The organism is Arthrobacter sp. K410C (genome assembly GCF_059090105.1).
The window spans coordinates 135,137-151,992 of sequence record NZ_JBNHFJ010000005.1; the positions used below are offsets into that span (position 1 = coordinate 135,137).

The following is a 16,856-nucleotide window of genomic DNA, read 5'->3' on the forward strand; positions in this document are numbered from 1 at the left end:
AACCGGATGGAACCGCTGTTGCATGACCCGCTGTCCATTCCAAGCTAAAGAGGAAACTGTGTACGAAGGTGCTGTCCAGGAGCTGATCGATGAGCTTGGACGCCTTCCAGGCGTGGGTCCCAAGTCCGCACAGCGGCTGGCGTTCCACATCCTTGAAGCGGATCCCCAGGATATGAAACGGCTGGTGGACGCTATCACCACCGTCAAGGACCGGGTCAAGTTCTGCACCGTGTGCGGAAACGTCACCGAGCAGGAGCTCTGCAATATCTGCCGGGACCCGCGCCGGGATCCCGCCGTCATCTGCGTGGTGGAGGAGTCCAAGGACGTACTGGCGGTGGAGCGCACGCGTTCGTTCCGCGGCCGCTACCACGTGCTGGGCGGGGCCATCAACCCCATCGCCGGCATCGGCCCGGAGCAACTCCGGATCCGTGAGCTGCTGACCCGGCTGAACGACGGCGCCATCCAGGAAGTCATCATCGCCACCGACCCCAACCTCGAGGGAGAGGCGACGGCCACCTATCTGGCGCGAATGCTCAAGACCATCGGCATCACGGTCACCAGGCTGGCATCCGGCCTTCCCGTGGGCGGAGACCTTGAGTACGCGGATGAGGTCACCCTGGGACGTGCTTTCGAAGGCCGCCGCAACGCACTGACCTGATTCGCGAGCGGCCCGCCAGCGCCGCTAGGCCCCTTGCGGCGCGTTTCGACGGCGGGCCGCAGCAGCCGCGCGGGCAGCGGCCAGCAGGGCGGCTGTCACGCCTGCCTGCAGGAGAAGGCCCAGCGCTGCCAACGGCAACCGCGGGGAATCCTGGCTTCGCGGTTCACCATTGACACAGGGAACCGCGGTACCGTCCGCCGCTTCCTGCAGCGCCGCCGAAAGCCATCCGAGCAGCTCGGCGCCGGCGCCCGGCTGGCCGGCCAGTGCAACGAACACCACGGTTGGGCTGGCAGTGGCCAGCCAGGTGATCCGTTCCGTCCGGTGCACCTCGACGGTCCCGGCCGGAATACCGCTGCACTCATAGGCCACGGGAGTTCCGTCCGCTGCCCGCACCACGTTGAGGGCCACAGTCACCGGCTCCTCTGACCGCACGGCCGGGACCAGGAGGGAGGTGGCCGCAACTGTCCCCGCAACCAGGAACAAAGCCAGCGACCACCCCGCAAGCCGGCTCACGAACCTGTGGCGCGCCAGTGCTGCAACCGCCACCCCCATGCCAACGAAGATGGCACCTTCGACCGCTGCCAGGCAGGCCGAAATGGCCGCCACGTTTCCTGGCAGGCCGGCGGCAGCCGCTTGCATCAGCAGCGTCAACAGAACGAGCAGGGCGAATACCAGGCTGCGCAGCGCACCGGCGAGCACTGCCGTGGAAAGGCTGCGGCCGTGTTCCGGGCCGGTTGCCCCTCCTTGGGCGGACATTCCCCAATGAACTGCCGTCAGCGCGGCCGAGGCCGGAAGCAACGACGACGCCAGCACGTAGGTGAGCATCGGGACGGGCATCCATTCAGCTGAATCCCCGTCAGGTCCGGGCAGGAGGACCAGGCTAGCGACGACGACCCAGGTTGCGCAAAGCGACCCAACTGCCACTGCCCAGAAACGCAGGGTCCCCAGGCTTGCGGCCCAGTCGGCTGCAGCCGCAAGTACCGTCGCCCCGAGGCCAGGCCCCCGGCGCCGGGGCTCGCCGTCGTCGTCGTCATCTGCGGGCTGGAACCACTCGTCGGACCGCGGCCCTATCGGCTCGAAGTAGGGCTCAGGCGTGGATTTGGCGCCATCCTGCTGGTCATCGGCCACGGGAAGCCCACCTTTCGAAGGACAGCCCCAGCCCCGGCTGTGGCCGGGAGGTACCGGCCACCTGAATAGCAACTGCCTCCATGGTGGTCCAGCGACAGTGGGCTGTCCAGATCCACGCCCCGCCGCGGCTTGCCGGCAGACTCCTAGGCGATCCGCGTGCCGCGGGCCAGCCGGTGGGCAGGCGTCCGGAGGGCACGCCACCCAAGCCACATCAGGAGCCCTGACAGCACAAGCTGCAGCCCCAGGCCCAGCGGCCACAGAGGTGTCTTCTGGTTCAGGTAGGCGGGCTGGACAACCCCATTGGCGCACGGGTAGGTGCCCTCAGGTCCGGCGAGTGCGTAGCGGGCGCCCTGGCTGATGCCCTCGATGGCACCCGATGTGGGGAAGCCTTGCTGCATGCTGCGGTCCGGGTAAGGGATCGCATCCGCCACCACCACGTAGGGGTTCATTGCCAGGAGCCAGGCCACCCGTTCGGTCCGGGTGGCAGGCTGCTCCCGCATCGGGCCGACGCAGGTGTACTCCGGCTGGACCGGTTCGTTGGCCAGCGGCTCGTAAGTCCGGTACTGCGCATTGTTGGCCATAACCGTCCCCTGGGCGAGCCCGGCCCCCAGCCCGAAGGCAATCAGCGTTCCCACCGCCAGCCCGGCCACCGCAAGGTAGGTCACCACGATGGAAAACAGCGGCCGGCCGGCGAGGGCCGAAATGCCGACACCCAAGGCGCAGACAACACCCACTTCCACGGCGAGCATCAGCAGGGACACCAGCACGTGGCCCGGTGTCAGCCCGCCGAGCGCCACCCCTATGACCAGGAACGGCGTGCTGGCGACAAGGAACGCGAGGGCTGCCAGCCAGGCGGCAAAGAACTTTCCCCACAGGATCTGGCCGGGTTCCAGCAGCGTCACCTGCAGTATGGCCAGCGTTCCGCCGGCACGGTCACCGTTCACGGCGTTGGCAGACAAGGCCGGGGCCACCAGCAAGGCAAAGAGCAGGACGAACGCCAGCACTACCTCGAAAATCATTGATCCAGGGCCTGCTGATTCCGGCGGGATGGAGCTGCCGTAGGCCCGCTGGGCCGCCTGCTGTGCGTTCCAGCTGGCCCAGGTCAGCCACGTGACCAGTGCCGTCAGGACGAACCAGATGGCAAGCATGATGTACCAGCCGCGAGAGCGCAGGCGCTGTTTGAGTTCGAGGGCCACCACATGGCCGATGCCTGCCAGGTAGGCCCCGGTGTTGCCGGACAGTGATGTGTCCTGCCGCTTCTGCGCCACCGTGCTCACTGCCGCTCCCCCTCAAGGTTCATGTAGGTCTCTTCCAGGGCACCGGAGGCCGGGGCGAAGGACGTGATTCCGACGCCGGCAAGCACCAGGTCGCGCAGCAGCCGTTCCGCATCGGCGTCGTTCAGGAGCAGCAGGCTCACGCCCGGCCGGCGCCCGTCCTCCTGCCGGAACACCAGCCCCAGTTCGGTGAGCTTGGCGGCGAGCGCAGCCATATCCGACGCAGAGATCGAGTACCGCCGGCCGGACGCCGCAGCTTCCTCGGTGGTCTGCTGCCGCACGGTCCTCCCGTTGTTGACGAAGACGGCACCGTCCGCAATCTCGTCAAGCTCACTGAGGACGTGGGAGGAAACCACCACGGCCTTGCCCTCGGCCGCAAGCTGCCTCAGCATTGTCCGCAGCTCCACGCGGGACCCCGGGTCCAGGCCTGAGGCAGGTTCATCGAGGAGCAGGACAGAGGGATCGTGGATCAGTGCCCGCGCCAGGCTGAGCCGCTGCTGCTGGCCCCGGGACAGGACCCGGGCAGGCTGGTCGGCGAGGTCGGACAACCGGACGCGTTGCAGCATGTCCGCCACCCGCTCCCCGATCCCGGGAGCGGGAAGCCGGTAGAAACGCGCCATCTGGGTCAGGATTTCGCGGGCGGTCAGGGACTCCCAGACGCCCAGGGTGTCCGGCATCCAGCCGAGCCGGCTCCGGACCTCCGCGCGGTGCCGGGCCGGATCCAGCCCGCCCACGCTGATGGTGCCGCCGTCCGGCGCCAGCAGCGATGCCAGCATCAGCAGCAGCGTGGTCTTGCCCGCGCCGTTGGGGCCGATCAAGGCCGTCACCTTGCCGGCCGGGGCGTGGAAGTCCATATGCTCGACGGCACGTACCGCCCCGAAGCTCCTGCTCACCGCCCGGGCTGTAATACCGCCAAAGGAAGCCTGGCTGTCCGGCTGTTCTGATTTTTCCGGCGCTATTGCCATGTTTTGCGCACCTGTCCCCCACAGTCCTGAGCACGTTGACCCCTTGAGCGTACGCCTGCGGCCCCTTCGCGGCGCTCCTCCTGCGGGCTGAGATTCGGTCACAATTCAACGCCTCACTGCAGGCGGCGATAAACTGTCCCGGGAAAGTCGCGCCGTCCCGGCGTCAGGCTGCCTGGCCTCAAGAACCGATCCAACGAAGGTACGCGCATGAGTACGCCCACTACCGAAGTGCACAACGCAACACAGCCGCATGGGCTGTCCGCTGGCGGTGCGGTGACCAAACAGCTCATCGTGCAGAAATTCGGTGGCTCCTCCGTGGCTGACGCCGACGGCATCAAACGTGTTGCCAAGCGCGTGGTTGACGCGCAGGAAGCCGGCAACGAAGTTGTGGTTGTGGTGTCCGCCATGGGTGACACCACCGACGAACTCCTGGACCTTGCCGCGCAGGTGACCGATTCCGCTCCCGCCCGGGAGATGGACATGCTGCTCTCCGCCGGCGAGCGCATTTCCATGGCACTGCTGGCAATGGCCATCAACAAGCTCGGCGCCTCTGCCCAGTCCTTCACGGGTTCCCAGGCCGGCATGATCACCGATGGCATCCACGGCAAGGCCCGGATCATCGACGTCGATCCGCACCGCATCCGGACAGCCCTCGACAAGGGCAACATCGCCATCGTGGCGGGCTTCCAGGGCATGAGCCGCACCACCAACGAGATCACCACGCTGGGACGCGGCGGCTCCGACACCACCGCCGTGGCGCTGGCTGCGGCGCTCGAGGCCGACGTCTGCGAGATCTACACCGACGTGGACGGCGTCTACACCGCGGACCCCCGGGTGGTGCCCTCGGCCCAGAAGATCGACACCATTTCCAGCGAGGAGATGCTCGAACTTGCCGCCTCGGGCGCAAAGATCCTGCACCTGCGCTGCGTGGAGTACGCCCGCCGGTTCGGGGTCCCGCTGCACGTCCGCTCCTCATTCAGCCAGCATGAAGGCACCTGGGTCATCCCCAGCGCCGAAGACAAGATCACCACTCAAGAGGGAGTTGCCTTGGAGCAGCCAATCATCTCCGGCGTTGCGCACGACCGTTCCGAAGCCAAGGTCACGGTTGTGGGCGTCCCGGACATCCCCGGCAAGGCCGCCGCCATTTTCCAGGTCATCGCCGACGCCCACTCGAACATCGACATGATCGTGCAGAACGTGTCCACGCACGGGACGGGCCGGACGGACATCTCGTTCACCCTGCCCATCGTGGAAGGCGCCGACGCCCTGGCCGCCCTGCACGCGGCGCAGGACCAGATCGGCTTCGAGAGCATCGAATACAACGAGCAGATCGGCAAGCTCTCCCTCATCGGTGCGGGCATGCGCTCCCACCCCGGCGTGTCCGCCACCTTCTTCAAGGCGCTGTCCAACGCCGGCATCAACATCAACATGATCTCCACCTCTGAAATCCGCATCTCCGTGGTCACCCACGCTGACCTGCTGGATGAAGCGGTACGCGTGATCCACAAGGCCTTCGACCTGGATGCCGACAACGAGGCCACCGTGTACGGCGGAACCGGCCGCTAACCCCGGACCTCCCTACGAGAAAAGCCGGGCCGGCCTCCGTTCATTCGGAGGCCGGCCCGGCTTTTCCGGTTACACACCTATTTCTCAGGTTTCCCGCTCAAGGTCCTCGCGGCGGACAGCGTAGTGATGGCCGGACGAATCCGTTTCGACCACGAAGTGCGAAAGCTCCTCTTCGGAGGCCTGCTCAAACGCATCATGTTTGTGCACTACCGGCGAATCGGCGTCCAGCTGCGTGGCAGGTCCGAAGAAGAAGCGGAGCCTGTCCGTCGCGTTCATGAATCCGCTCATTACACGAGCCACTGTTTTCCACCCCCTTCCCGGTTTTCGGGGCAAAGAGCTGCTGCCTCCTGCCGGAGCCAGTGCCCCCATTTTACGCCCGAAGCCGGGAAATGGAGCCGGGTAACGGAGCGGCAGGCATGGCCGCGGGTGCTACTGGGCGGGGCGCCCGGATACGAACTTTCAGCGCAGGGACTTGTCTTCCGGGTTCCTGGGAACCACGTAGGTGCTGCCGTCGGGCCGCGTGATGGTTTCCCACTGCCGGCTTTCGGCCTGGCGCTGTGCCAGCAGCCTCCGGTTCTCCTCTGTCATGTCGTGGACCAGGGAGGAGCGGTTCGCAGGCCCGAAGATGGCCCTCAGCTTGCCGGTGGCGCGCATGAAGCGCTGCGACGCGTTGTCCTTATTGCCCGGCTTGCCCTTGGCCATGTTCGGCTCCTTCCGCTGCCACTGGTTTTCTATCAATAGTAGCTAATAGTTAACGCACTAATAATTGGAGGACTTCATGGATGCCGCCGCTACGGCCGACGCCAGCCAGGATGACGACCTGCTCCTGGAACACCAGCTCTGTTTCGCGCTGACGGTTGCAGCCCGCAGCGTCGTTGGGGCGTACAAGCCGGTCCTGGAGAAGCTGAACCTGACCCACCCCCAGTACCTGGTGATGCTGAGCCTGTGGGAAACGAGCCCCAGGACGGTCCGGAACATCAGCGACGCCCTGGCCCAGGAACCTGCCACCATTTCGCCACTGCTCCGCCGGCTGGAGGCAGCCGGATACATCACCCGCCGCCGGGCGGACGGCAATGAGCGGGCACTCGCCGTCGAACTGACGCCTGAAGGGGCCGCGTTGAGGCAACAGGCTTTGGAGGTTCCCGGAACCATGATGGAACGGCTCGGCCTGACCCGGAGCCAGGTCACGGAACTGCATGCCTCCATGATGGGGCTCATTGCCGCCACGTCCGGCGGAACCGCGTAGCGGGCCTGCCCGCCCCGTTGGGACGGAACCACCGGGAAGGCACGGTATTGCAGCTAGAATCGAAGGGTGACTAGGGCGGTGCGCAGGACACGGCTGCAGATGGCAGGGCTGGCAATTGCTGCGCTGCTGATGTCCTCCTGCTCCCCCACTCCCGACGGCGGCAGCCCGGCCACATCGCCGGCACAGCCCACATCCCCGTCCCCAACGACTACCACCGCAACGGCCGAACCGTCCCCGGACACGGAAACCTCCGTTCCCGCGCCGCCGCCTGGCAGTTCCCGCCCGGCGGGCGGTCCAGGCCAGGGCAATGCAGAGTTGGCTATCACCGTGACTCCCGCTGAAGGCGAACCCGCCGTGAACTACACCCTGGTATGCCAGGCCGGCGTCCCTGCCGCCGAGAGCAGCCACCCGGCCGCCGAGGCCGCCTGCTCCGCCCTGAAGGAAAACACCGCGCTGCTGAGTCCCGAAATCGGCGGGACCGCCCAGGCGTGCACCGAACAGTACGGCGGGCCCCAGACGGCCACAGTCAGCGGGGTGCTTGACGGCGTGCCTGTGGAGGCCGAGTTTTCCCGCACCAACGGGTGCGAAATCAGCGCCTGGGATGCTGCGAAGGATGTCCTGGGTGCCTCCGGTGGAGCAGCTTAGGCTGCTGGCGGCCGACGAATGGCGGGCACTGGAGGATGCCCACCAGCAGCGCGTCAGCCGCTACGCCGACCCCTACCTGGCGCGACGTTCCGCCGGCCAAAAGCACCCGGTTGAAGACTTCCTCTTCACGTACTACACGCAGAAGCCCGGGCAGTTGCGGCGCTGGCATCCCGGCGCCGGAACGGTCCTGTTAGGCGAGGCCGCGGCCGCCCGCAGCGGCTGGAAGCACTACCGCACCCTCGACGACGGCGAACTCGCCTCCCTGGGGCTTCCGCCGGAAAGCAGCGCGGTGACCGTTGACGTGGCCGCCTTCCTTGAAGACCGCAGGGACGCGGTGGCTTTTGCCGGCATCATCTTGCGGGGCACCGCCGCGCGGCCGGCGCAGTTCGGCTGCTTCGGCCTGCACGAATGGGCAATGGTTTACCACCAGGACAGGTTCGACCTGCGCCACGAGTACCTGCGGCTCCGGCTGGGTCCGGAGGGCACGGACAAGGTGGTAGAGGACAACCGGATCCGTTGCACGCACTTCGATGCCTTCCGCTTTTACACCCCGGATGCGATGCCCCTGAACGAGCTTGCGCCGAGCCGCGAGACCCAGCGGTTTCTGGAACAGCCGGGCTGCCTGCACGCCAACATGGATCTGTACAAGTGGGCCTATAAGCTGCTCCCGCTGCTTTCCAGTGAACTGGTGATGGATTGCTTTGAACTGTCCTGGCGGATCCGGGCCATGGACATGCAGGCCTCCCCTTACGACCTTGCCGAGTGGGGCTATCCCGCGATCCCCATCGAGACGCCACAGGGCAAGGCCGCCTACGTGGAGCACCAGCGCTCCTTCGCCGCCGAGGCAGCGGTGCTGCGCGACAGGCTGGCACTGGAACTGGCAGCGGCTTCGGCGCCGGTCCCTGAATGATCGACCTCACCATCAGGCTCAGAGAGGACCCCGCCGGCGTCGAGTACGTGTTCCGGCTGAAGGCCCGTGACGGCGTTGTGTCCGGTGACACCACTTTGCCCGACCCGTACGCGGCCCTTGCAGCAGCGGAGCAGTTCGGTGGCCAGGTGTTCTTTCCGCAGCCGGGACCGCCACAGCTGTGTACCCAGCAGTACGGCGGGCCGCAGGTCGCCGTGGTCACCGGCACCTTCCACGGCCGCCAGGTGGAATCGGTCTTCACCCGGACGGACGGCTGCGAAATTTCCCGGTGGAATGCCATGGCACCCCTCCTGGGCGGGGGTCCCTTGGGCGGCGGCCGCGCCACCTGAACTCCCTGCAGGACGAGATGGCCCCGGCGGTTTCCACCGCCGGGGCCATGCCATCCTTTTCGAGCTTCGCCTGTCACGCTCCCGGGACGGCTTGGGCAAGGGCAATGGAGCGGGCTCCGGTGGGCGCAGCAGGCGCGTCGCCCACCCGGACGTTGACCCAGGTCCTGATTCCGTTTTCGCCGAGGCTCAGGCGGGACAGGTAGGCGCCTTGGGAGAGGCCGGTCCAGGACAGCGTCGCCGACGTTGCGGTGCCGTTCGGAGCCACGATCGGGTTCGGCTCCACGCTGAGGTTTCCGGCGTCGCCCGCGAAGGTCACGGCCTGCACCGAGGCACTCGCGGCACCATTGTCAGGCGTCGAGTAAAGGTTGACCACGATGTAGTACGTGCCCGCCCGCGGGGACTCAAGATCCAGGAACTCGCTGGCGGAGGCCGTGGCCACCTGGGTGGCGGTGAGGCCGCCCGAAGCGTTCGGCGCGTACACCACCATGTCCCAGTCGACGTCTTCCGACTGAGCCTGGACACCCATCCGGGCGAACGAGGCCCCCTGCGGAACAGTCACCTGAAGCAGCGCATTATGCGCGTCGTTCCCCGGTGCGTATTCGCCGGGAGTCTTGGTGATGGCGGTCTCGCTCAAGGGCGCCAGGCCTTCCACTCCCACATTGATGGAGCCATCGGAACCCGAAACCAGCTCCAGGGTGCCGCTGCCGTCACCTGCAGCCGAGCTGAAGGAGAACGACGGGGCGATCTGCGCGTCAACAGGACGGATGGCGATGGGCGAGCTGACAGTCCGGGGGCCCTTCCAGGTCAGGGTGCCCGTGCTGAATTTACCCACCGGGGCGGTGGCGTTCCGGATGGTCAGGGTGACCTCACGGGTCTGGCCGGCCTTGGCGAAGTTCAGTGCCTTCGGCTCCACCTGGATATTGAAGCCTGCCATGTTGACTTCCGGCCGGTATATTCCCGGAACCAGGGCAGTCAGCTGGCGTTTCACCTGGACCTCTCCCACCAGGCTGCCGAGTGCGATGGACGGCACATTCAAATCACGGCCCGCGATGGTGCCTGCCTGCGGAACTCCGGTTTCCACGCCCTGGCCATTGAGGAAGCCTAGCCAGTCCCTGACGCCGGAGTTGTAAACAAGCCCCGGATCGAGGACGCGGGTGGAGTCGATGTGTCCTGCGCCGCCCTGGAACGGGTCTGTGTTGGCGGAGCCGTCCGGGTTAACGAGCGGGCAGGCGGTGGTCATCATCGCGGACTTGACCATAGCCGGGCTCCAGGTTGGTTGCTTGCCGAGCACCAGGGCGCCGAAGCCGGCGATGTGCGGCGCGGCCATGGAGGTTCCGGACATGAAGCCGAACTGGTCGCCGTTGTTGCCGATGGTTGATACGCCCGCCAGGACGTTGACCCCGGGGGCGGCGATATCCGGTTTCAGCAGGTCGCCGCCGGACGCAAGGGTGGGCCCGCGGGAGGAGAACCCGGCAATCTGCGGCGCCGGGGCCAGCGGTTCGCCGGTGAGGTCACCCTTCACCAGGCTGACCGTCAGGGATGGGTTTGCCTCAAGCTTGGACTTCAGCCCCAGGCTCTTGGGTGCGTTGACATGGACAGTGGGCAGCACATGGTTGTCGGCATCTTCGGAGCTGCTGGTGAGATTCACCAGGATCATGCCCACTCCGCCCTTGTCCTGGACTTCCTGGCTCTTGGCCGTCCGGTCCACCACACCCCGGTCGCAGACCACCACTTTGCCGGCTACCTTCGCCGCATCAAGCGTCCCGGGAGCGCAGAGGTTGGCATTGGTAGCGCCCGCCGCGGCTGCTGCGGCCGCGACGATCACTGGCTTGTCCGCCACTTCTGTTTTCATGATGGACGCACCACGGTAGAGCGAGCCATCGGAGACCCTGACGGTGCCCAGCAAGTCGCTGGGGAAGGTCGAGGCGGCAACGGTGGTGAGCCAGGGTGAGGCGTGGTTGACCGTTGAGACAGCGGGACCGGAGTTGCCGCCCGAAGCCGAGACGAAGACGCCGGCAGCCGCTGCGTTCAGGAACGCCAGGGCCACGGGGTCCGTCGTGTTGTTGTTATTGCCGGAAATCGAGTAGTTCAGGACGTCCACGCCGTCCTTGACCGCAGCTTCAACGGCTTCCACCGACGCTGAGGAGTAACAGCCTCCGGTATCGGGATTGGCGTCTTCCCAACAAACCTTGTAAACGGACACCTTGGCCGCGGGAGCAACACCGGAACTCTTGCCGAAGCCTGAGCCGTCGATCACCTGGTCCACGTTGTCATTGCCGGCAGCCGTGGTGGCCGTGTGGGTGCCGTGGCTTCCGACATCGACCGGGGAGATGAGCTCCTCCGGCGCCCTGTTTTCGGGGGCCACATACTGCAGGAAGGTATCAGCGAAGTACCTGGCACCTATCACCTTCGAGTTGCACTGGGAGCCGTCGAAGGACGCCCCGGCCCCCTGACCCTCCTGGCATTCACCCTCGAAGGTGGTGCCGTCGGCCTTGAGCATGGCGATCTTGCCATCGGCAGTGCGGTAGGGAACGCCCACCTGCGCAGGGCTGGTCAGCGGCCGGACGGGATCACCCTGGAGGAAGGGGTTGTCCGGCGCGTAGCCGGAGTCGATGACACCGACAACAACGCCCTTGCCCGCATTCGCTTCGCCGCCGAACTGCTTGGCCCATACCCCCTCCGGACCGGTCAACCTCAGGAAGTCCGTAGTTGTGTAGTCAGGAGTGTTCTCCACGTCGGGTGCGACCGCCAGGACCCGCTGGTCCTTGGACAGCTCCATGGCCTGGGCAGCTGTGAGTTCAGCCGTGAAACCGTTAAGCGCAGCGGTGTACTGCTTCCCCGGGGTTACGCCCTGCCGGCGGCAACATCGCGCTGGACCTTGCGCAGATGTGCGTCATAGGCCTTGTAGTTGGGACTTCCGGCATCGAGCTTCCTGCCCGCCTGGGGCCTGGTGGCCCCCAGGCCCGCAGTTTCCCCCTCATAGGCTGCTGCTGCCGCACCCGCCAGAACCACGATGTAGCGGCCGTCCCTGAACTGCGTGGTCCCCGGGCTGGTGGCAGCCCCGTTACCCGGGCGGGCCGGTGCCGCGGTGGCGGGAGGTATGGCCAAGGACCCCAGGAGGAGCGACAACCCGGCGGCCATTAGCGCCGCCTTCCGGAACCCCCTGCCCCGCAGGGGGCTTCTTCCAGTTGATCTCACGTGCAACCCTTTCACGATGTACCGGCCCAGCCATGGTTGCGGGCCAGAAACGACTGGCATGGCACATCGGTTTACAGATCTTGTAATTGGATGAGACCAGCCGGTTCAAACAGTACAGAGTGAGAGACGAATATGACATAGGCCACAGTGGGAGATTCTATTGTTGTCACAGGCCTTATTTCTGCGGGCGCCGGGCATAAAAAAGGGCATCCCGAAGGACGCCCAATACTCTGCGGCAGGGAGGGGCGGCTACTGCCGGGGAGTCCGGACCACCTCACTGATCCACTGCCGGGTCTTCTCGTCAACGGGCCCCGCCACACGGTTTTGCCTGGCCAGGCGGTCCGCTTTCAGTTTTTGCAGGACCATCCTGCCCAGTCCGGCGAACACCGCCGCGGCGACTACGGGCAACAGGACGGACTTCGAATTCTCTGCCATCCAGCAATCCTAGTGAAGCCGGTCCAGCAACTCCAGAACCGCCGCGGACAGCCTGGCGATGGCCGACGCCGGTACGGTCCCCGGCCCGGAAACCGCCGAATACAGGCAGGCCCGTTCCGGCCGGTAGAATGATAGGGCAAGCTCGCGGAGCGCCCGTCCTCAACGTTGTCCAAGGCAAGACCACCATGCCCCTCAACACCCCGGCACGGCGTGAGACGGCACCACTCCGCTGCGCCATTACCCAAGCTCACGCACAGGAGTTACCGGATGCCCCGGATCGTTGTTGACGTCATGCCCAAGCCCGAGATTCTGGACCCCCAGGGGAAGGCGATCGTTGGCGCTCTCCCCCGGCTGGGCTTCACCAGCTTCAGCTCTGTCCGCCAGGGCAAGCGATTTGAACTGACGGTCGACGGAGAGGTGACCGAGGCCATCCTGGCCCAGGCACGCGACGCCGCCGAGACCCTCCTCTCCAACCCCGTGATCGAGGACGTCGTCAACGTCGAGGTCGTCGAGGCCTGAGATGACTGAACTCCCCCTGATCGGCGAGGCTGTGGCCGTCGCCGCCAACCCGCGGCTTGCGGGCGCGAAGATCGGCGTTGTCACCTTCCCCGGAACGCTGGATGACCGTGACGCCGCCCGCGCCGTGCGCCTCGCCGGCGGCACCGCCGTCGAACTGTGGCACGGCGATACCGAACTAGGTGACGTGGACGCCGTCGTCATCCCCGGCGGTTTCTCCTACGGCGACTACCTGCGTGCCGGCGCCATCGCCCGCTTCGCCCCGCTCATGTCCAGGATCATCGACGCCGCCAACAGCGACGCCAAGCTTCCCGTCCTTGGCATCTGCAACGGCTTCCAGATCCTTACCGAGTCGCACCTGCTGCCCGGTTCGATGATCAAGAACGACCACCTGAAGTTCCTGTGCCGGGACCAGGTGCTGCGCGTGGAAAACAACGCGACGGCCTGGACCCTGGACTACCAGGCGGGCCAGGAAATCACCATCCCGCTGAAGAACCAGGACGGCCAGTACATCGCGGACGAGAAAACCCTCGACGCACTGGAGGCCGAGGGCCGCGTGGTGTTCCGCTATGTCGGCTTCAACCCGAACGGGTCCCGCCGCGACATCGCGGGTATCTCAAACGCCGCCGGCAACGTGGTGGGCCTCATGCCGCACCCGGAGCACGCCACCGAACCCGGCTTTGGGCCGGAATCGCTGGACGGCATCGGCGGGTCCGACACCGACGGACTGGGCTTCTTCACCTCCGTATTGACCAAGATTGTGGGAGGCGACAAGTGAGCATCGACACCACCAAGAAGTTCAACATCGACACGGTCGAGAACGCCGCCAAGACCCCGGACACCGAACTGCCCTGGGCCGAGCTTGGCCTCAAGCAGAACGAATTCGACGAGATCATCAAAGTCCTGGGCCGCCGCCCCACCGGCGCGGAACTGGCCATGTACTCCGTGATGTGGAGCGAACACTGCTCCTACAAGTCCTCCAAGAACCACCTGCGCCAGTTCGGCCAGAAGGTCACCGAGGAGATGAAGAAGGACATGCTGGTGGGCATCGGCGAGAACGCCGGAGTCACCAACCTGGGGGACGGCTGGGCCGTGACCTTCAAGATCGAATCGCACAACTCGCCGTCGTTCGTTGAGCCCTACCAGGGTGCCGCGACCGGCATCGGCGGCATTGTCCGCGACATCATCTCCATGGGTGCCCGCCCGGTGGCCGTCATGGACCCGCTGCGCTTCGGCGCCATCGACCACCCGGACACGGCACGCGTGATGCACGGGGCCGTTGCCGGCATCGGCGGCTACGGCAACTCGCTGGGCCTGCCGAACATCGGCGGCGAGATGGTCTTCGACTCCGTCTACCAGGGCAACCCGCTGGTCAACGCCCTCGCCGTTGGCGTCATGCGCCACGAGGACATCCGCCTGGCCAACGCGTCGGGCAAGGGCAACAAGGTGGTCCTGTTCGGTGCACGCACCGGCGGTGACGGCATCGGCGGCGCCTCCGTGCTGGCCTCCGAGTCCTTCGACGACACCAAGCCGTCCAAGCGACCCGCCGTCCAGGTGGGCGACCCCTTCGCCGAGAAGGTCCTGATCGAGTGCTGCCTTGAACTGTTCAAGGGCTCCCTCGTGGAGGGCATCCAGGACCTGGGCGCCGCAGGCATTTCCTGCGCAACGTCGGAGCTTGCCTCCAACGGCGACGGCGGCATGCAGGTTGAGCTGACCTCCGTCCTGCTGCGCGACCCCACCCTGACCCCGGGCGAGATCCTGATGTCCGAGTCGCAGGAACGCATGATGGCCGTGGTGACCCCGGAGAACGTGGAAGCGTTCGAGGCCGTCATGGACAAGTGGGCGGTGGAGTACTCCTGGCTCGGCGAAGTGACCGACACCGGCCGCCTCATCATCACCTGGGAAGGCGAGGTGATCGTCGACGTCGATCCCCGCACCGTGGCGCACGACGGTCCGGTCTACGACCGTCCGTTTGCCCGCCCCGAGTGGCAGGACGCCCTGCAGGCCGACACCTTTACCGGATCCGTGCAGGACGCCGGCCGGCCCGCAGCCCCGGCGGAATTGGCCAAGGCCGTCACCGAACTCGTGGCGTCGCCGAACATGTGCTCCAAGTCGTGGATCACGGACCAGTACGACCGGTATGTGGGTGGCAACACCGCCATGGCATTCCCGGATGACGCCGGCGTGGTCCGCGTGGACGAGGAAACGGGCCTGGGCGTTGCCCTGGCCACCGACGCCAACGGCCGCTACACCTACCTGGACCCCTACCACGGTGCGCAGCTGGCGCTGGCCGAGGCCTACCGCAACGTTGCCACCTCCGGCGCGGTGCCGATGGCTGTCAGCGACTGCCTGAACTTCGGCTCCCCCGAGGACCCGGACGTCATGTGGCAGCTGGCCGAGGCGATCCGCGGCCTGTCTGACGCCTGCATGGTGCTGGGCATCCCGGTCACCGGCGGCAACGTCTCGCTGTACAACCAGACGGGCACCACGCCCATCCACCCCTCCCCCGTGGTGGCAGTGCTGGGCAAGCTCGACGACGTCGCCCGCCGCACGCCATCGGGCTGGCGGGAGGATGGCCAGGCCATCTACCTGCTGGGCACCACCGCTGCCGAACTGGACGGTTCCGAATGGGCCAACATGCGCGGCCACCTGGGCGGGCAGCCGCCGAAGGTGGACCTCGACGCCGAGCGCGCCCTGGGCGAGATCCTGATCAACGCCTCGCGCGACGGCATGATCGACTCGGCGCACGACCTCTCCGAGGGCGGCCTCGCCGCAGCCTTGGTGGAGTCCTCGCTCCGTTACGGCGTGGGTGCCAGGATCGCGCTGCAGGACGTCCTGGACCGCGACGGCGTGGACCTGTTCACGGCGCTGTTCTCCGAGTCCCAGGGCCGCGCAGTTGTTGGCGTTCCCCGCTCGGAGGAAGTCCGCTTCACCGACATGTGCAAGGCCCGTGGCTTTGCCCACACCCGCATCGGTGTGGTGGATGCGGCCAGCGGCGCCCTTGAGATCAACGGCGTGGAGAGCCTGTCCCTGGACGCCCTCCGCGAAGCCCATGAAGGGACCCTGCCGAAGTACTTCGGCTGATTCCCCCCGTAAAGCGGAAATCCGCGTTCCCTCCGGAGGGGACGCGGATTTCCGCTTTAATCGTCCTATGGGCAAGCTGACAAGGTTCCTGGCCGTGCTGCTGTTGCCGGTCCTTATCGTGATCGCGGCCGCACCGACTCCGCCTCCTGCCACCGGGACAGCCTTCCCCCGCAGCATTGCCGCCCTGGGCGATTCCATATCCCAGGCCAACAGCGCCTGCTGCAGCGCCGGTGACCACCCGGGACAGTCCTGGTCCACCGGTGACGTCCCCGGCGACGGCGTGGCCAGCCATTACGAACGGCTGCTCCGTCTGGAGCCGGCCATCAGGGGGAACAACTTCAACCACTCCGTCAGCGGGGCGAAGGTTGCAGATTTGCCCCGGCAGGCCGCCCAGGCAGCCGAAAGCCATGCCGCATACGTCACCGTTCTGGCAGGGGCCAACGATCTGTGTACGGCTTCCGTGGAAAGCATGACACCGGTGGACGAGTTCCGCTCGCATGTGGCCCAGGCGTTGATGATCCTGGATCAAATGTCACCTCAGCCCAGGGTGCTGGTCAGCAGTATCCCGGATATCCACCAGCTGTGGATTGTCCTGCGTGCCGAGCCGGCCGCCCAGTCGGCCTGGTCCGCCGGCCGGATCTGCCCGGCCATGTTCGGTGCCTCAGCGACCGAAGAGCAGCGGCAGCAGGTCCTCCAGCGCCATCAGGCCTTCAACTCCGTGCTGGCCGAAACCTGTGCCCGGTACGAGGGCTGCCGCACCGACGGCGGGGCTGTTTCCGCCCACGTACCCAGCCCTGCCGACGTGAGCACGCTGGATTACTTCCACCCCAGTCTCCAGGGGCAGGCCAGGTTGGCCGAAATCACCTGGAACGCGGCCTGGTAGC

Annotated in this window: 16 protein-coding genes and 1 pseudogene; 10 read left to right on the forward strand and 7 right to left on the reverse strand. The window is 66.5% G+C overall.

What is annotated here, in order from left to right; genetic code table 11:
* Nucleotides 1–58: 58 nt before the first annotated feature.
* Nucleotides 59–658 (forward strand): recombination mediator RecR, encoded by a 600-nt coding sequence (gene recR, locus AC5RU7_RS10105; RefSeq protein ID WP_009359069.1) that lies wholly within the window; start codon nt 59–61, stop codon nt 656–658.
* Nucleotides 659–682: 24 nt separating this feature from the next.
* On the opposite strand, the gene AC5RU7_RS10110 is transcribed toward recR, so the two are convergent.
* From AC5RU7_RS10110 to AC5RU7_RS10120, 3 genes are all read right to left on the reverse strand, one after another.
* Nucleotides 683–1,786, reverse strand: coding sequence for a hypothetical protein (locus tag AC5RU7_RS10110; protein ID WP_494052105.1), 1,104 nt, complete (start codon nt 1,784–1,786; stop codon nt 683–685).
* A gap of 143 nt (nt 1,787–1,929) precedes the next feature.
* Entirely contained in the window at nt 1,930–3,063 is a 1,134-nt protein-coding gene (locus AC5RU7_RS10115) for an ABC transporter permease (RefSeq protein ID WP_494052106.1), read from the reverse strand.
* The gene (locus AC5RU7_RS10120; protein ID WP_494052107.1) at nt 3,060–4,025 is read right to left on the reverse strand and encodes an ABC transporter ATP-binding protein; all 966 of its coding nucleotides are present in this window, start codon (nt 4,023–4,025) and stop codon (nt 3,060–3,062) included. The genes AC5RU7_RS10115 and AC5RU7_RS10120 overlap by 4 nt, the downstream gene beginning before the upstream one ends.
* A 207-nt stretch (nt 4,026–4,232) precedes the next feature.
* Between AC5RU7_RS10120 and AC5RU7_RS10125 the strand changes: the two genes are divergently transcribed.
* Nucleotides 4,233–5,591, forward strand: coding sequence for an aspartate kinase (locus AC5RU7_RS10125; RefSeq protein WP_494010854.1), 1,359 nt, complete (start codon nt 4,233–4,235; stop codon nt 5,589–5,591).
* An 84-nt stretch (nt 5,592–5,675) separates the two neighbouring features.
* On the opposite strand, the gene AC5RU7_RS10130 is transcribed toward AC5RU7_RS10125, so the two are convergent.
* Together AC5RU7_RS10130 and AC5RU7_RS10135 are read right to left on the reverse strand one after the other, a co-directional pair.
* A complete protein-coding gene (locus AC5RU7_RS10130; RefSeq protein ID WP_494010855.1) occupies nt 5,676–5,879 on the reverse strand; it encodes a hypothetical protein in 204 nt (67 codons plus the stop codon).
* A gap of 171 nt (nt 5,880–6,050) precedes the next feature.
* Complete coding sequence (locus AC5RU7_RS10135) at nt 6,051–6,293, reverse strand: hypothetical protein (RefSeq protein WP_494052108.1); 243 nt, start codon at nt 6,291–6,293, stop codon at nt 6,051–6,053.
* 76 nt (nt 6,294–6,369) lie between these two features.
* Between AC5RU7_RS10135 and AC5RU7_RS10140 the strand changes: the two genes are divergently transcribed.
* The 4 genes from AC5RU7_RS10140 to AC5RU7_RS10155 all read left to right on the forward strand — a co-directional run bounded on the left by AC5RU7_RS10140 (nt 6,370) and on the right by AC5RU7_RS10155 (nt 8,739).
* Complete coding sequence (locus AC5RU7_RS10140; protein ID WP_494052109.1) at nt 6,370–6,837, forward strand: MarR family winged helix-turn-helix transcriptional regulator; 468 nt, start codon at nt 6,370–6,372, stop codon at nt 6,835–6,837.
* A 99-nt stretch (nt 6,838–6,936) separates the two neighbouring features.
* The gene (locus tag AC5RU7_RS10145; RefSeq protein ID WP_494052202.1) at nt 6,937–7,482 is read left to right on the forward strand and encodes an SSI family serine proteinase inhibitor; all 546 of its coding nucleotides are present in this window, start codon (nt 6,937–6,939) and stop codon (nt 7,480–7,482) included.
* Nucleotides 7,451–8,392 carry a 3-methyladenine DNA glycosylase gene (locus tag AC5RU7_RS10150; protein ID WP_494052110.1) on the forward strand — a complete coding sequence of 314 codons (942 nt, stop codon included), beginning with the start codon at nt 7,451–7,453 and terminating at the stop codon, nt 8,390–8,392. The genes AC5RU7_RS10145 and AC5RU7_RS10150 overlap by 32 nt, the downstream gene beginning before the upstream one ends.
* Complete coding sequence (locus AC5RU7_RS10155; RefSeq protein ID WP_494010859.1) at nt 8,389–8,739, forward strand: serine protease inhibitor; 351 nt, start codon at nt 8,389–8,391, stop codon at nt 8,737–8,739. The genes AC5RU7_RS10150 and AC5RU7_RS10155 overlap by 4 nt, the downstream gene beginning before the upstream one ends.
* Before the next feature lie 73 nt (nt 8,740–8,812).
* Here AC5RU7_RS10155 and AC5RU7_RS10160 read toward each other — a convergent pair.
* Together AC5RU7_RS10160 and AC5RU7_RS10165 are read right to left on the reverse strand one after the other, a co-directional pair.
* A pseudogene (locus AC5RU7_RS10160) lies at nt 8,813–11,913 on the reverse strand (S8 family serine peptidase).
* Nucleotides 11,914–12,186: 273 nt separating this feature from the next.
* The gene (locus AC5RU7_RS10165; RefSeq protein ID WP_494010861.1) at nt 12,187–12,372 is read right to left on the reverse strand and encodes a hypothetical protein; all 186 of its coding nucleotides are present in this window, start codon (nt 12,370–12,372) and stop codon (nt 12,187–12,189) included.
* A 267-nt stretch (nt 12,373–12,639) separates the two neighbouring features.
* Between AC5RU7_RS10165 and purS the strand changes: the two genes are divergently transcribed.
* From purS to AC5RU7_RS10185, 4 genes are all read left to right on the forward strand, one after another.
* Entirely contained in the window at nt 12,640–12,891 is a 252-nt protein-coding gene (gene purS / locus AC5RU7_RS10170) for a phosphoribosylformylglycinamidine synthase subunit PurS (RefSeq protein ID WP_009359059.1), read from the forward strand.
* A gap of 1 nt (nt 12,892) precedes the next feature.
* Nucleotides 12,893–13,666 carry a phosphoribosylformylglycinamidine synthase subunit PurQ gene (gene purQ / locus AC5RU7_RS10175; RefSeq protein ID WP_494010862.1) on the forward strand — a complete coding sequence of 258 codons (774 nt, stop codon included), beginning with the start codon at nt 12,893–12,895 and terminating at the stop codon, nt 13,664–13,666.
* Nucleotides 13,663–15,972: a phosphoribosylformylglycinamidine synthase subunit PurL gene (purL, locus tag AC5RU7_RS10180; protein WP_494052111.1), complete on the forward strand. Its 2,310-nt coding sequence runs from the start codon at nt 13,663–13,665 to the stop codon at nt 15,970–15,972. Before purQ ends, purL begins: the two co-directional genes overlap by 4 nt.
* 67 nt (nt 15,973–16,039) lie before the next feature.
* Nucleotides 16,040–16,855, forward strand: a complete 816-nt coding sequence (locus AC5RU7_RS10185; RefSeq protein ID WP_494052112.1) for an SGNH/GDSL hydrolase family protein — start codon at nt 16,040–16,042, stop codon at nt 16,853–16,855.
* Nucleotide 16,856 lies beyond the last annotated feature (1 nt).

Excerpts from the sequence above, each read along its gene's own strand:
- AC5RU7_RS10130 (WP_494010855.1), bottom strand. The coding sequence starts at position 5,879 with ATGAGCGGATTCATGAACGCGACGGACAGGCTCCGCTTCTTCTTCGGA.
- AC5RU7_RS10185 (WP_494052112.1), top strand. The coding sequence starts at position 16,040 with ATGGGCAAGCTGACAAGGTTCCTGGCCGTGCTGCTGTTGCCGGTCCTT.
- AC5RU7_RS10140 (WP_494052109.1), top strand. The coding sequence starts at position 6,370 with ATGGATGCCGCCGCTACGGCCGACGCCAGCCAGGATGACGACCTGCTC.
- AC5RU7_RS10120 (WP_494052107.1), bottom strand. The coding sequence starts at position 4,025 with ATGGCAATAGCGCCGGAAAAATCAGAACAGCCGGACAGCCAGGCTTCC.
- AC5RU7_RS10135 (WP_494052108.1), bottom strand. The coding sequence starts at position 6,293 with ATGGCCAAGGGCAAGCCGGGCAATAAGGACAACGCGTCGCAGCGCTTC.
- AC5RU7_RS10165 (WP_494010861.1), bottom strand. The coding sequence starts at position 12,372 with ATGGCAGAGAATTCGAAGTCCGTCCTGTTGCCCGTAGTCGCCGCGGCG.
- AC5RU7_RS10145 (WP_494052202.1), top strand. The coding sequence starts at position 6,937 with ATGGCAGGGCTGGCAATTGCTGCGCTGCTGATGTCCTCCTGCTCCCCC.
- purS (WP_009359059.1), top strand. The coding sequence starts at position 12,640 with ATGCCCCGGATCGTTGTTGACGTCATGCCCAAGCCCGAGATTCTGGAC.
- AC5RU7_RS10150 (WP_494052110.1), top strand. The coding sequence starts at position 7,451 with ATGTCCTGGGTGCCTCCGGTGGAGCAGCTTAGGCTGCTGGCGGCCGAC.
- AC5RU7_RS10125 (WP_494010854.1), top strand. The coding sequence starts at position 4,233 with ATGAGTACGCCCACTACCGAAGTGCACAACGCAACACAGCCGCATGGG.
- purQ (WP_494010862.1), top strand. The coding sequence starts at position 12,893 with ATGACTGAACTCCCCCTGATCGGCGAGGCTGTGGCCGTCGCCGCCAAC.
- AC5RU7_RS10155 (WP_494010859.1), top strand. The coding sequence starts at position 8,389 with ATGATCGACCTCACCATCAGGCTCAGAGAGGACCCCGCCGGCGTCGAG.